This window comes from Streptomyces sp. XM83C (assembly GCF_023072675.1).
Taxonomy (GTDB): Bacteria; Actinomycetota; Actinomycetes; order Streptomycetales; family Streptomycetaceae; genus Streptomyces; species Streptomyces thermocoprophilus.
Genome location: NZ_JALLGL010000039.1, coordinates 18,849 through 31,800 on the forward strand (window position 1 = coordinate 18,849; position 12,952 = coordinate 31,800).

At 73.6% G+C, this 12,952-nt stretch carries 10 protein-coding genes and 5 pseudogenes; 7 read left to right on the top strand and 8 right to left on the bottom strand.

Translation table 11 applies throughout. The features are described 5' to 3' along the window. Positions 1-4: 4 nt before the first annotated feature. Positions 5-487 (bottom strand): annotated as a pseudogene (locus tag MTQ10_RS07295) (pectate lyase); the annotation flags it as partial. Between the two features lie 163 nt (positions 488-650). Next, the gene (locus MTQ10_RS07300; protein WP_247463468.1) at positions 651-1,337 is read right to left on the bottom strand and encodes a lytic polysaccharide monooxygenase auxiliary activity family 9 protein; all 687 of its coding nucleotides are present in this window, start codon (positions 1,335-1,337) and stop codon (positions 651-653) included. Between the two features lie 1,176 nt (positions 1,338-2,513). Here MTQ10_RS07300 and MTQ10_RS07305 point away from each other — a divergent pair. Both MTQ10_RS07305 and MTQ10_RS07310 read left to right on the top strand, forming a co-directional pair. After that, positions 2,514-2,861: a GntR family transcriptional regulator gene (locus MTQ10_RS07305; protein ID WP_247463470.1), complete on the top strand. Its 348-nt coding sequence runs from the start codon at positions 2,514-2,516 to the stop codon at positions 2,859-2,861. Next, positions 2,858-3,859, top strand: a complete 1,002-nt coding sequence (locus tag MTQ10_RS07310; protein WP_308404548.1) for a DUF1648 domain-containing protein — start codon at positions 2,858-2,860, stop codon at positions 3,857-3,859. Before MTQ10_RS07305 ends, MTQ10_RS07310 begins: the two co-directional genes overlap by 4 nt. A 93-nt stretch (positions 3,860-3,952) precedes the next feature. Here MTQ10_RS07310 and MTQ10_RS07315 read toward each other — a convergent pair whose 3' ends face one another. The 4 genes and pseudogenes from MTQ10_RS07315 to MTQ10_RS07330 form a co-directional block, all read right to left on the bottom strand. After that, entirely contained in the window at positions 3,953-4,186 is a 234-nt protein-coding gene (locus tag MTQ10_RS07315; RefSeq protein ID WP_247463472.1) for a cytochrome P450, read from the bottom strand. 19 nt (positions 4,187-4,205) lie between these two features. Beyond that, positions 4,206-4,832, bottom strand: coding sequence for a hypothetical protein (locus tag MTQ10_RS07320; protein ID WP_247463474.1), 627 nt, complete (start codon positions 4,830-4,832; stop codon positions 4,206-4,208). 511 nt (positions 4,833-5,343) lie between these two features. Beyond that, the gene (locus MTQ10_RS07325; RefSeq protein WP_247463476.1) at positions 5,344-5,796 is read right to left on the bottom strand and encodes a phospholipase; all 453 of its coding nucleotides are present in this window, start codon (positions 5,794-5,796) and stop codon (positions 5,344-5,346) included. 869 nt (positions 5,797-6,665) lie between these two features. After that, positions 6,666-6,989: pseudogene (locus MTQ10_RS07330) on the bottom strand (beta-galactosidase trimerization domain-containing protein); the annotation flags it as partial. Between MTQ10_RS07330 and MTQ10_RS07335 the strand changes: the two are divergent. The 3 genes and pseudogenes from MTQ10_RS07335 to MTQ10_RS07345 all read left to right on the top strand — a co-directional run. Further along, positions 6,982-7,110: pseudogene (locus tag MTQ10_RS07335) on the top strand (LacI family transcriptional regulator); the annotation flags it as partial. The pseudogenes MTQ10_RS07330 and MTQ10_RS07335 overlap by 8 nt on opposite strands. A 92-nt stretch (positions 7,111-7,202) precedes the next feature. Further along, the gene (locus tag MTQ10_RS07340) at positions 7,203-7,994 is read left to right on the top strand and encodes an SAM-dependent methyltransferase (RefSeq protein WP_247463478.1); all 792 of its coding nucleotides are present in this window, start codon (positions 7,203-7,205) and stop codon (positions 7,992-7,994) included. A gap of 561 nt (positions 7,995-8,555) precedes the next feature. Next, complete coding sequence (locus tag MTQ10_RS07345; protein ID WP_247463480.1) at positions 8,556-10,127, top strand: DEAD/DEAH box helicase; 1,572 nt, start codon at positions 8,556-8,558, stop codon at positions 10,125-10,127. A gap of 45 nt (positions 10,128-10,172) precedes the next feature. On the opposite strand, the gene MTQ10_RS07350 is transcribed toward MTQ10_RS07345, so the two are convergent. Then, positions 10,173-10,934 (bottom strand): SDR family oxidoreductase, encoded by a 762-nt coding sequence (locus tag MTQ10_RS07350; RefSeq protein ID WP_247463482.1) that lies wholly within the window; start codon positions 10,932-10,934, stop codon positions 10,173-10,175. Positions 10,935-11,152: 218 nt separating this feature from the next. Between MTQ10_RS07350 and MTQ10_RS31445 the strand changes: the two are divergent. Together MTQ10_RS31445 and MTQ10_RS31265 are read left to right on the top strand one after the other, a co-directional pair. Beyond that, a pseudogene (locus tag MTQ10_RS31445) lies at positions 11,153-11,359 on the top strand (GrpB family protein); the annotation flags it as partial. 119 nt (positions 11,360-11,478) lie between these two features. Next, positions 11,479-11,595, top strand: a pseudogene (locus tag MTQ10_RS31265) (GrpB family protein); the annotation flags it as partial. Between the two features lie 138 nt (positions 11,596-11,733). On the opposite strand, the gene MTQ10_RS07355 reads toward MTQ10_RS31265, so the two are convergent. Beyond that, positions 11,734-12,420 carry a DUF4389 domain-containing protein gene (locus tag MTQ10_RS07355; protein ID WP_247463484.1) on the bottom strand — a complete coding sequence of 229 codons (687 nt, stop codon included), beginning with the start codon at positions 12,418-12,420 and terminating at the stop codon, positions 11,734-11,736. Positions 12,421-12,952 lie beyond the last annotated feature (532 nt).

A 12,952-nucleotide genomic window follows, 5' to 3' on the forward strand; every position in this document is an offset into this window, starting at 1 on the left:
CGGGTCAGGAGCCGTACGTCTCGAACTCGGCCACCTCGGGAGTGCCCGAGGCGCCCGTGATCTCGAAGGTGATCTTCTTCAGGGAGGTCGGCGAGAAGGAGATGACACCCGCCCCGCTGCCGGCCTTCAGGACGGCGCCGGTGTCGGCCTTCAGCAGCCGCCAGGAGCCCATCGTGCCCGCGGACCCGGCGGCCTCACGGATGTTCACGCCGGACACCGTGGTGGCCGAGCCCCACTTGACGGAGACGTAGCCCGTGGAGCCGGCCGGCGACCAGTACGTGCTCAGGTCGCCGTCACGGATGCTGCCGTAGCTGGTGCCGTCGGCCTTGCTGGAGCCGTCGGACCCGGCGCCGATGCTGAGGTCGGTGCCGCTCGGCTCGGCCGCGGTCGGGGTGTGGGTGGGCGAGGCCGGAGTGGTCGCCGGCGTCTGCGGCGTGCAGTTGCCGTCGGACACCTGGAGACCCTTGTTCGTGATCACCGCTCCTGCGGGCCGACGCTGACACGCCGCGCGGCGGAAGGCGGAGCGGCGGGTGCCCCGCGGCCGGCGGTGCGGGAGTCGCGTCGGGTGCGGTGCGACCGGCAGCGCGCTGAACTCCGGGTGCGGCGCCGGTCGGGAGGAGGGACCGGCGCCGCTGTCCCGTGGGGACGGCTCAGGAGAAGACGACGTCGCTGCAGAGGAAGTACGTCTGGTCCATGTGCGACGCCTGCCAGATCGTGTAGACGACGTGCCGGCCGGTCAGGCCCGAGGTCTGCACGGGGATGTCGTAGTTGTTGCTCGGCGCGTACCTGCCGGTCCGGGCGACCAGTTGCAGGTCGCTCCACCGCAGGGGTTGGGTCGTGGGGTCGAAGCCCTGGCGGGTGACATAGACCAGGAAGTAGTCCGCGCCGTGGCTCGCCTGGTCGTACAGGCGGACCGTGAAGTTCGACGAGATGTTCGTGGTCTTCCAGGGGCCCACCGCGTCGAGGGAGTTGTACCGTCCGCCCTCGGTGTGGCCACCGCTGCAGAGCTGGCCGTCGGGGACGACGGCCTGGAAGTTCCCGGCGGAACCGTTGCGGTACAGGCCGTTCCAGTTCCACATGGCGTTGGGGTTGTCCTGCCACGCCTGCCAGCACATGGGGTCCTGCTGTGCCATGGCAGGGTTCTGGAAGTCGCTGCCCCAGCGTTCCCAGCAGCCGTAGTTGCGGGAGGCCGGGTCCACGACCGAGCCGTGGGCCGAGGCGGTCCCGCTCCCCGGTACGAGAGCGATCAGCAGGGCGGCGAGAGCGCTCAGCAGGAGCGCCGGGCGGACACCTGAGCGTCCTCGAACGGCATGCTCATGACATTCGCGATGAAGCACAGTCTCCCTCTTTCCGTTGTGGGGGATCTGGACGCGGGACTGTGGGGGAGACGCCCGCTTCTTGTGTACTGGGAGCGCTCCCATCACGTCAGGGTGCGCGGTCGGAAACATGACCGCAACACCGGATTGAGCCACTTCCGCAGAGCCGCACAGGGCTCGGCCGCGCCACCACGCGCCACCATGCACCCGACGCGGCCCGCCAGGCGGAGCCCGCCTTCCACCGCGCCCGCATCGAGCCGTTCCCCGGCGACATCGGCAGACTCTGGTGACGGCCGCCGGTCTCACCCGATTCGGGCCCGGCATCCGACCCGGCGACTCACGCCGGTGACGATGGGGCCGCTCCCCGCACCCGTCGCAACCGTCCCACGCGTTCCTCCGGGCGCGCCGGATCCGGTTGAGCCACCCCCCGGGCGGACGGACAGCCCGGCAGCTGTGATCGCCGGTTTGTCAGCCCACTTCCTGACCTGGGCCGATGTGAACCCGCTCGAGCATCCCTTCGACAGTGCGTCGGTCCCGCAAGCGGTGCGGGCGCTCGGGCCCGCCCGGTCGGTGCCCACCCGCCTCGCCCTCGGCCGCGCCGACCCGGCGCCGTACGACCGGCGAAGGGAGAACACCGAACCCCGGGCGGGCGCCGTCTCTCGCTGCCCCGCAGACCGGCGACTGCGCCCGCCACGGACCGTCTCGAGCGCTGGACGGCGCTGCGCGCGCCGTGCCCTGGCCGAAATCCTCCGACACCCAGAGCGAGCAACCGGCGACTCCGGCGCGCGGCAGGCCGAGGAGACAGGTGCCTTCGACGTCGCCGTCGACCCCGTTCTCTCTCTCACCGCCCGCGCCTGTCTCGACGCCTGCTTCGTCCACCCCGTCGACGACGGCGACGCCCGGTCCGCCTTCCTCGCGCCCTCCTGTACGTCCTCGCCCGCGAGGGCGTCGCGCTCGACGAGGCGAGTCTGCTGCGCCGGGTCACCTTCCAGGCCGACGCGCCGGAGGGCGCGCCGACCCTCGCCCGGTTCATCGACCTCCATTTGGCGGGGGCCCGCCGCAACAGCACCGCCCCCGACGCGCAAGCCCGCAGGTGCCGACGCCCCGCGGGGCCGGGTGAGCCGGCACGGTCCGCCAAACGGCCGGGCAGGCGGCATGACACCCGACAACGCTCATGGTGCTATTGTCATTGGCACCATGCTGCTGCGTCTGGACAAGAAGGACACCCGCCCCCTGCACGAGCAGGTCGCGGGCGCGATCCGTCGTGCCATCGCCGAGGGCGAGTGCCGGCCGGGCGACCGTCTGCCCCCGGCACGCGACCTGTCGAAGGCGCTGGACGTCAACGTCAACACGGTGCTGCGCGGCCTGCGCGGGCTGCGCGACGAAGGGGTGCTGGAGTTCCGCAGAGGCCGTGGCGTGACCGTGGCCGACGGCGCCGACCTGCGGTCGGAGCTGTCCGAACGGCTCCGCTCCCTGGTGAGCGACGCCGCCAGGCTCGGCTACGGCAGGGAGGAACTCATCGAGATGATCAGGGGGATACCGTGAACGACCGCAGAGGGGACGGCCGCACGATGCGCCTGGGCGGAGCCGCGTGGGCGGTGGGCATCGGCGCGCTGATCGCGGCACTGCCGTGGACCGCGAGCGGACGACTGCCCGACCGGCTGGCCACCCACTGGCAGCTCGGGGACAGCACGCCGGACGGATCGATGCCGCTGTGGGCCGCCTCCTTCTTCCCCGCCCTCATCTGGCTGCTGCTCGCCACCGTCGTACTGTTGACACTGCGTCGGGGCACGGGCGCGAGCCCGCTGCGAGGAGGGGCGTGGCCCGCGACCTCCCTGCTGTCGGGCGGGGTCCTCCTGGCCGGCATCCAGGCGTCCGTCGTGCGCACCAACCTCGACCTCGCCGACTGGCGCGAAGCACAGCAGCCCACCCCGTGGATCGTGGGCAGCCTCGTCGTGGCGGTGGCGGCCGGGCTCGTCGGATGGCTCGTCGACCGCCGCCGGACCGCCGCACCGGCACCGCGCGCATCCGAGGACGCGCCGGCGCTGCGGATACCGGAGGGGAACCGCGTGGTGTGGGTCGAGCGGACGACCAACCCCGTGCTCCAGGCGCTGGCCGCGGTCACCGGCCTCGCCGCTCTTGCGGTGACCGTCGGCTGCATCGGCGGCCTCGTCGAACCGGCGGAGTTCTGGCCCGTCTTCGCACCCCTCGCGATCGCCTCTCTCGCCCTGGCCGGCTGCGCCTCGGTGCGGGCCGGTGTCACCGAGCGCGGCCTGGAAGTGGCGTTCGGCCCGCTCGGCTGGCCCGTACGCCGCTGGACCGTGGCGGACATCGAGTCCGCACGCGCCGAGCACCGCACCCCCGCGCAGGTCGGCGGTTGGGGGTACCGGCTCAGCGGCCTCGGCACCACGGTCATGGTGCGCGGCGGACAGTGCCTCGTCGTCCGGGTACGAGGAAGGAACAAGGAGTTCGCCGTCAGCGTCGACGACGCCGAACGCGGCGCCGCCCTGCTGAACACCCTCCGGACGCCGCACACGCACTGAACCCGCGGTGACCGACGGAGCCTCTGGGCCGCGCCGTGGCCCGCGGGCCTCCCGGCGGGCAGCGCGCCGACGGGCCCCGCCCGTCAGGGTGCCTCACCCCGGCCGGGGAGAGGCGCCCGAGGTACCCGCGGTTCGCTCGCAGCGCAGCCGCGGAGACTCCCGCTCGGCGTCCTCGACGGTCACTCCCGGCAGGCGCAGCTGAGCGAGTGTCACCTCGGCGCCGGACGGCTGCGCGCCGGCGGGCAGCCACCGCTCCGGCCGCCAGGTGTCCGCCCGCATCAACGCCTTCGGGCAGCGCGGACGGACCTGCTCAAGACCGGATGCCACCGCCCCTGCACGCAGGCCCCTACCCCCGCGGTGCGCCGGCCCAGCGCCACGCCGCACGGCGGGGCCGCCCCGGCAGTTCGGCGCGGCCCGTCGCCCACAGCAGGGTCCGCCACGGGTCGGTGTCGTCCGGGACGTCCGGGAACAGACGGGTGAGCGCGCGTGAGCAGAGGCCGGACGGCGGGGTCCAGTCGAGGCCGAGGCCTTCCGCCACGTCGTGCGTGTGCACCAGGGTCTCCACCACGCCCATCGCCGCGAAGCCCTCCGGGTCCGAGACGCCAGAGGCGTGGTGGGCGCGGACCCGCGGCGACGTCGTGCGCACCATGGCGACCAGCAGCGCGCAGCAGGCCTCCAGCACCTGCAACAGCCCCGCCGGGCCGGCGCCGCGCTCCGCGAAGACGAAGACCATGGGGCCGTCGGGCCGCTTCCGGTGCAACGCGAACGGCACATGCGTGTCCAGCGGCGGGGACTGCGGCCCCAACTGCACCGAGTAGTACAGGAGATCGTTGGCGAGATGCTCGACGGTCTCCCAGCGGTCCCACTCCAGCGAACCGGCCCTGTCGCCCCACCGGTCCGCGGGCACCTCCCGCAGGGCGTCCAGGGCGAGCCGGACGGCGTGGGCGACATCATCCGCGGTGACGGGAGCCAAGACTGATCCTTTCGGCCTGCTGGAAAGCAGGGGGCACCGTATCGCGCGCGGGCGCCGCCGGGCCGCCCCGGCCGCCCGTCAGTCCACCCGCTCCAGAGGGATCAGCACGCTCGACCAGTCGCCGCCCGGCAGCTCCGGGTCGAGGGCGTACTCGGTGAGGACCGTGGAGTGATGCACCGCGCCCGTCCCCGTGTCCCGGCAGCGCACGCCGGGCGGCAGGCCGCGCAGACGGAGCGGGCGGCGTGCCGTACCGGGGGGTGCCGCCGAAGGCGAGGACCAGGGCCTCGCCGCCGTCCGCCGGCACGTACTGCACCGCCGACGGGCCGTCCCCTCACACGCGCCGTACAGATCTGCCCGAACCCTCGACGCCGGGCACGGCCGACGCACCGAACCGGCCGGAGCGGCAAGCCCCGCGAACCGGCCGCGTCGAACCGGCCGGAGCGGCGCTCCCCGCGAACCGGCCGCGTCGAACCGGCCGAGACGGCGAGCCCCGCGAACCGGCCGACCCCTTTCAGCCGAAGGCCTTCACCGCTTGGTAGTACGTCCACGCGGTGCTGTTGCACGCGGTCTTGGTGGCACCGCTGTAGTTGTTGCACACACGCTTGAGGTCCTCGTAGAAGGCGCTGTCGATGCGGGACTTGTTGGCGGAGAAAGTGCCGGCGGCCTTGTAGTTGCGGTAGCCGAAGTCGTGACGTGCGCAAGCGGTCGAGAACGGGAAGCCGAACGGGTTGTCGGGGGACGAGGAACAGTAGTCCGTCGACCAGTCGAACTGGTAGGCCGCCCAGGCCGACTGGTTGTTCCGGGCGGCGAGCCACTGGCTGTAGCTCGACGCGCTGGTCTGGGTCCAACTGGCCAGCACCTGTGCCTTGTCGGCGGGTACCGCGTCGGCCGCTGTGGCCGTGCCGAGGACGCCGACGAGGGCGAGGGCCGGAGTGGCGAGCGCGGCAGCGAGTCTTCGGTGCATCCCACACCTCCATGAGACTGCGACCCGACCATCGGACCGCAGGTTCATGACAAACGATTCCCGCCAGGGAGGTCTGTTTACACCGCAACTACCGCATGTTCTTGACGGAGCGACACCCCGCCCGCGACCAGCGGTCCGGCACCGGGCCGGGCCGCCGGCGCACGGGCAGGGGAGGGGGCAGGATCAGCCGCCGGTCACGTCCGTGATCCGCCGGCGCTGGTCGGCGCCCGAGTCGGGCGGCCACGTGGTGACGACAGCGCCGTCGTGCGTGGCCTGCCCGCCCACCTCCGGCAGACGCCCCGTGGCCGCGTCGACCGGCGTCCAATACCGTCGCCGGTGCTCGACGCGATCCGCTCGGCGGCCGTGTCCGGCCCGCCCGCGCGGGGCACGGCCACCGCTACGTCGTCCCGTACCGTCAGACGCCGCTCCCCGTTGGTGAACCCGTAGCGCCGGCGCGACCCGTCGTCCCCGCGCACCGCCGTCAGCCGCCACTGCTGGGCCGCCGAGCCGTCACCCGTGCCGATGCCCAGGCCGGCGCCGTCGCCCGCCAGGGTGAGCGCCTTGCCGCTCGGCACCCCGGTCAGCGTGTGCGTATGGCCCTTGCGCAGCAGCGCCGCGTCCGCAGCCACCCCGGAGACACCCGCGACCTCGAACACGTCACCGACTCGGCAGGCACCGTGAACACAGCCGTCCGGCCGCTGATGGGGACCGCCCCGTGCCGCACCGGCCTGCCGTCGGCGCCTGTCACCACGGGCGTCACGGTCGCGTTCCGCGCGACGCGGCCACGCGGAAAGGCCCAGGGTGACCTGATCGGGCCGTACGGTCACGCAGGGCAGCTCCGCCGCACGAGCGGCGGACGTCGGCCCCGGCACCACCACGGCACCGGTGACCCCCGGCACGGGGACGGCCTGCTCGGTGCGGTTCACCAGGAACACGAACCGTCCCCCGGGCCCGCGCCGCACCACCGGCTCCACCGCCCCCCGCGCCACGGCGGGCAGTTCGCTCCCGACGCCGGCCGGCTCCAGCAGCCGCGGCAGCAGCGCGGCGAGCCCCTCCACACCGAGCCGCGTCGAGACGTACGCCGAACCCCCGCCGACAGCGCGCCGGGTCACGGCGGGCCGGCCGCACTGCGCGCCGGTGCGGCAACGGGCCAGGACCTCCGTGTCCTCGCCGGTCACCGTGATCGCGGAGGTGGGGCGGCTCTGTGTGGAGGCGGTGCTGCGCAGGATGCGCCAGGAGGGACCCGAACGCGGCACCACCCCGCTCCCCGCCCGGCTGGTCCTGCGCGACACCACGGCCCCGCCCGCGCCGTGACCGACCGTCAACCTCCGCTGTCCGCAGGCGAGTCGGGTGTGCCAGACTCCGTGCTCGCAAGCCATCCCGCCATCTTCGAGGACGGACACGTCATGCCGACGGGCACACCCTCCACACCCCAACGGGCCGACACCGGCACCGCGCAGCCGGCCCGGGTCTACGACTGGCTGCTGGGCGGCAAGGACAACTACCCGGTCGACGAGGCCGTCGGACGGAAGCTGCCCCGCCAGGCGAGGGACGCGGCCCGGCAGAACCGCGCGTTCATGCACCGCGCCGCCGACTGGCTCGCCCGGCAGGGCATCGACCAGTTCCTCGACATCGGCACGGGCATCCCCACCGAGCCGAACCTCCACCAGATCGTCCAGCGTGTCCTCCCGGCGGCGCGGATCGTGTACGTCGACAACGACCCGATCGTGCTGCGCCACGCCGAGGCGCTCCTCGTCAGCACGCCCGAGGGCACCACCGACTATCTCCAGGCGGACGGGCGCGACCCCGCCGCCATCCTCCGCCACGCACGCGAGGTCCTCGACTTCGAACGCCCCGTCGCCCTGTCGCTGATCGCGCTGCTGCACTTCCTCCCCGACGACCAGAACCCGCGCGACATCGTGGGAGAACTCGTCTCCGCGCTGGCGCCCGGCAGTCACCTCGTGCTGTCGCACGCCGCGTCCGACCTCCATTCCGACCTGGCACGGCAGGTCACCGAGGAGTACGCCCGGGCCGGCATCCGGCTCGGCTTCCGCACCCGAGCCGAGGTCGCCCGCTTCTTCGACGGCCTCGACCTGGTCGAACCGGGCCTGGTCACGGCACCGGAATGGTTCCGCACCGAACCGGCCCCGCCGCCGGAGGACAGTGGCATCTACGCGGGTGTGGCAAGGGTCGGATGACCGGGACGCCGGCCCCCTCGACGCCGTCACGGGCGGGGGGACGACCGGACCGTCCGCCCTCGGCGCGACCAGTGCGGACGTGGGCAGGGCGCCGGCCACGACCGGGCGGCCGGGGCCGCCCCGAGGGCGACGGCGGCTCCGCGGGCGCAGGGCGATCGGCGGACAGGAGCGGGGATTCGGGCCCGGCGCGGGCGGGTGTGAGGCACCCGGCGGGCCCGGGAGCCGCACCGCCCTCCGGATGCATTCCGCCACCGGCGGTGACGTATCTCCCTCCCCGCCCCGCCGTACACCGTGCTAGTGTCGATCTCTGTTGCAGTCGCGCCCTCATCGACCCGCAGGAACGGCCGGACCGTCCTGTGCCGCACCGCGTCTGCCCCGCAGCCGATCTCCCACGGATCACACGGAGAGGTGCACACTCCGGCAGCTGCTCTTCACCGGTCGCGCCCCCCCCTTGGGCGAAACCGCCCCACCGCGACCCTCAACCCGGCTCGTTCTTGCAATTCCCCGCGCACCACAGCGGCGGACATTCCTTGATACGTGCCACATCAAGGAAGGTTCCCCGTGACACAAGCACGCGCGAACGACCGAACGCCCCGCACCCGCTCCACCGGCAAGGGCGCCCCGAAGGGCCGCCGCCGCTCCAAGAACACCACCGGCCGCGGTACGGCGTCGACAGGCGAGTTCGCCCTCCCCGCCACGACCACGCCCGCACTCCCCGCGGTCAGCGCCTTCGAGGAGCTGGACCTGCCCCGCGAGATGCTCACCGCCCTCCGTCAGGAAGGCGTGACGGTGCCGTTCCCCATCCAGGGCGCCACCCTGCCGAACTCCCTCGCGGGCCGTGACGTCCTCGGCCGGGGCCGCACCGGCTCCGGCAAGACCCTCGCCTTCGGCCTGCCCGTCCTGGCCCGCACCGCCGGCCGCCGCGCCGAACCGCGCAAGCCGCTCGCCCTCGTCCTCGTCCCCACCCGCGAACTGGCCGGACAGGTCACCGACGCGCTGACCCCGTACGCCCGCTCCGTGCGGCTGCGGCTGGCCACCGTCGTCGGCGGGCTGTCGATCAACAAGCAGGCCGGTGCCCTGCGCGCCGGCGCCGAGGTCGTCGTCGCGACGCCGGGACGCCTGAAGGACCTCGTCGACCGCGGCGACTGCACGCTCGACGAGGTCGGCATCACCGTCCTGGACGAGGCCGACCAGATGACCGACATGGGCTTCCTGCCCCAGGTCACCCGCCTGCTCGACCAGGTACGGCCGGACGGGCAGCGCCTGCTGTTCTCCGCCACCCTCGACCGCAACGTCGACCAGCTCGTACGGCGCTACCTCAGCGACCCCGTGGTCCACTCCGTCGACCCGTCCGCGGGCGCGGTGACCACCATGGAGCACCATGTCCTCCACATCGACGACACCGACAAACGCCGCACGGCGACGGAGATCGCCGCCCGCGACGGCCGGGTCATCATGTTCCTCGACACCAAGCACGCCGTGGACCGCCTCACCAAGCACCTGCTGAACAACGGCGTGCGGGCGGCGGGCCTGCACGGCGGCAAGTCCCAGCCGCAGCGCACCCGCACCCTCACCCAGTTCAAGGACGGCCACGTCACCGTGCTCGTCGCCACGAACGTCGCCGCCCGAGGCATCCACGTCGACGACCTCGGACTCGTCGTCAACGTCGACCCGCCCGGCGACCCCAAGGACTACCTGCACCGCGGCGGACGCACGGCACGCGCCGGCGAGTCCGGCAGCGTGATCACCCTGGTCACCCGCGACCAGCGGCGCGAGGTCGGCCGGCTCATGGCGCAGGCCGGCGTCACCCCGCGCGTCACCGAGGTACGGCCGGGAGACGAGGAACTCAGCCGCATCACCGGCGCCCGCACACCGTCCGGCGTCCCCGTGGTGATCACGGTGCCGGAAGCACAGAGCCCCCGCCGGACCGCCTCCGCACCGGTCCGCCGCCGCAGCCGGGGCGGGCGGGGCGGCCGGCCCCGGGGCACGACCGCACAGAACGGCACGGCACGAGGCACCACTCCCCGCGGCACGGGCGCCCAGAGCGCCTCGGGCCAGGACCGCGCCGGCCGCGCCGACGGCACCCCGCGCCGCGGTCCCCGCAGCAAGCCGCAGGCGAAGCGCGCCGCGTAGGAAACCCAGGGGAGACCGAGGCGTCCCCGGAGCACCGGGGGCGCCTCACCGCCGACGGCCGGGCAGCGCGGCCAGGGCCTGCGAGCGCTGGGCGACGAGCGCGTCGTAGGTGCCGTCACGCTCCGCCCAGCGGTGCATGAGGACACCTTCGACGAGGATCTCGCGGGGCGTGGGCTCCTGCGCGAGCAGATCCATCACCTCGTCGGCGAACTCGTCCAGCGGCAGCGCGTTCGGGTTCACCTTCTCCTGCCCGGCGGTCGCGACAGCCGGCGGGACCAGCTCGGCGACCTCCACACCGGTGCCGTCGAGCTGCGCGCGCAACGCCTCGGAGTAGGCGTGCACCGCGGCCTTCGACGCGGCGTACGAGGGCATGGGCGGGTACGGCAGGAAGGCGATACCGGAGGTCACGGTGACGAACGCACCCGCGCCCCGCCCGACCAGGTGCGGGGTGAAGGCGTCGACGACGCGTACCGTGCCGAGCAGATTGGTCTCCACCGTCGTACGCGTCGCCTCGAAGTGCGCGGGATCGCGCAGATCCTCCACGAGCATGACGCCCGCCATGGTCACCACGGTGTCCAGCTCCGGGTAACGGTCGAGGACGACATCACGGGCGGACGCGACGGAGGCGTCGTCGGTGACATCGACACGGACGGTCCCGAATCCTTCCTCGCCGAGGCGGGCGAGCGCGGCCTCGCTGCGCCCGCCCACGACCACGGTGCTGCCCGCGGCGGCGAACCGCCGGGCCAGCTCCCGGCCGATGCCCGAGGTGCCGCCGACGACGAGGACGGTGCGGTCGGAGAGTTTCACGAGCTTTCCCTTCGGACGACCGGTGCGCCGCCGGGCACCGACCCGCGCGGCGCGGCGAACAGGGCTCCGCACGCCGTACGCGGGAGCCGCACCCCCGAGTCTCGGCGTCGGCCTGCTCGGCAGGCAGGGCCCTGGTCGTCCTGGTCCCGACAGGACCCCCCACCGGCATCGGTGAGGCGCGCCGGACAGCACAGCGGGCGCCGGCCACGACGGTGAGCGTGTCGAGGGAGCGGAGCGGCATCCAGGCGGGGGACCACGCCGCGTGCCGGCCCCGGCAGGCCGCGACCGCCGTCGCGGCACTCCGGGCGGCGGCACCCGAGCTGCTCACGCAGGCCGAGCACATCGGCTCGACAGCCGTCCAGGGACGGGCGGCGAAACCGGTCATCGACCTGATGACCGCCGTCCATGACCCGGCGGACGTCGCATCTCACCGGGCGGCACTCGCCCGGCTGGGCTTCCACCCCCCACAACGGCACGACCGACCGGCTGCTGTACATCCGCGAGGCCGACGGTGTCCGCAGCCACATCCTGCACATTGCACACGGTGGGCCGGGACAGCCGGCCGATCCGCGACCAGCGGCTCCTGCGGGACCGTCTGCGCGCCCACCCCGACGACGCGGCCCGCTGCGAACAGCCCACATACGCCCTCGCCGCAGCCGGCGTGGGCGCCGGCGCGTACACGCGCGCCAGGACGGCACTCGTACGAGAACTCACGGACCGGGCCCCGCCGAACGGGGTCTGCCGCCGGTACCGGTGCAGGAGAAAGGATGACGCCGGCCGGGTTTCCGGACCGGGGCGGTCAGGGCACCGCGTCCGGCTCGTTCCCGCCCTGATCGAGCCGGAACGGCGGGTACGCGTCGGTGAGCAGGGCCGTGTAGGCGGCCACGCGCAGAGCCCAGCGGTTCAGACCGAGCAGCAGATCGAACAGACCCCTCGGGTAGACCCGGGTGAAGAGCAGGGCGACACCGGCGAACAGCGTGAGCATCGCGATGAGGCCGCCCGAGTACCAGTACCGGTAGGCGCCGCCCACGAAGAACCCGAGGATCAGGTAGTGCGGCAGCGCCAGCAGCCACCATTTCACCAGGACGAGCCCCCGCGACAGGCGCTGCGGATACTCCACCTCCCAGCGGGTCGGATAGTCGGGGACGTCGGCGAGGGTGAACGGCGGATAACGGTCGGTTCCCAGAGCGGCGCACGCGTAGTAGGCCACGCGCCAGTGCCAGCGCAGCACACCGGTCGTGAAGTCGAACAGGGGCCGTGGATAGCGGCCGGTGAAGAGGATCGCGAAGAAGGCCACCACACCCACCACCACGAACGCCACCCACAGGAACACCAGGACGATGTAGTGGGGGAGAGCGAGCAGCCATTTGACCAGCCAGAGCCAGCGCGACAGCGGCTTGTCGAGGCGGGCCGTCAGCCGGGCGGGATACCGGTGCGGTCCCGTCGGGCCGGTCGGGGGCTCGGGGGACGGAGCGTGTGTGCTCATGGTTCCGGTCCCTTCGGAAGCCGGTGACGATCACGAGCCGTATCGCCGGGTCGTCGTTCTCCTCCTTCCAGCATCCGTGAAACACCCGCCCGCCGCAGAGCCGGGCAGCCCACCACCGGGAACCGGCGACGCGCCGCGACCGCAGAACCGCGCACCGCGACGGCCTCCCCCGTCCCGGACACGCCGGCGGGACCACCGCAAACCGCGGGGCCCGCGCCCGGCGGCCACCGCCGCACCCCACGGACCCGTGCCCGGCGACCACCACCGCATGGAGTGCAGCTCCTCCGCGGCCCGGTCGAGGAGCGCCTCCGGTTCCCGGCCCGATCCACCGTCCCGGGCGCGGACCGCGCGCTCCCATCGCACTGGCCGGCGGCGACCGGAAGCGCCTGATGGCGATCAGCAACCACGCCGAGGCCCGGTCGCTCGGCGCCCGTGTCAACCTGGACGAGTTCCGCCCCGGCCTGACGCCCGCCCGTGCAGGCTGCCCCGCCCGAAAGACCCCTACGGCCGGGCGGGGCAGCCTGCACGGGCG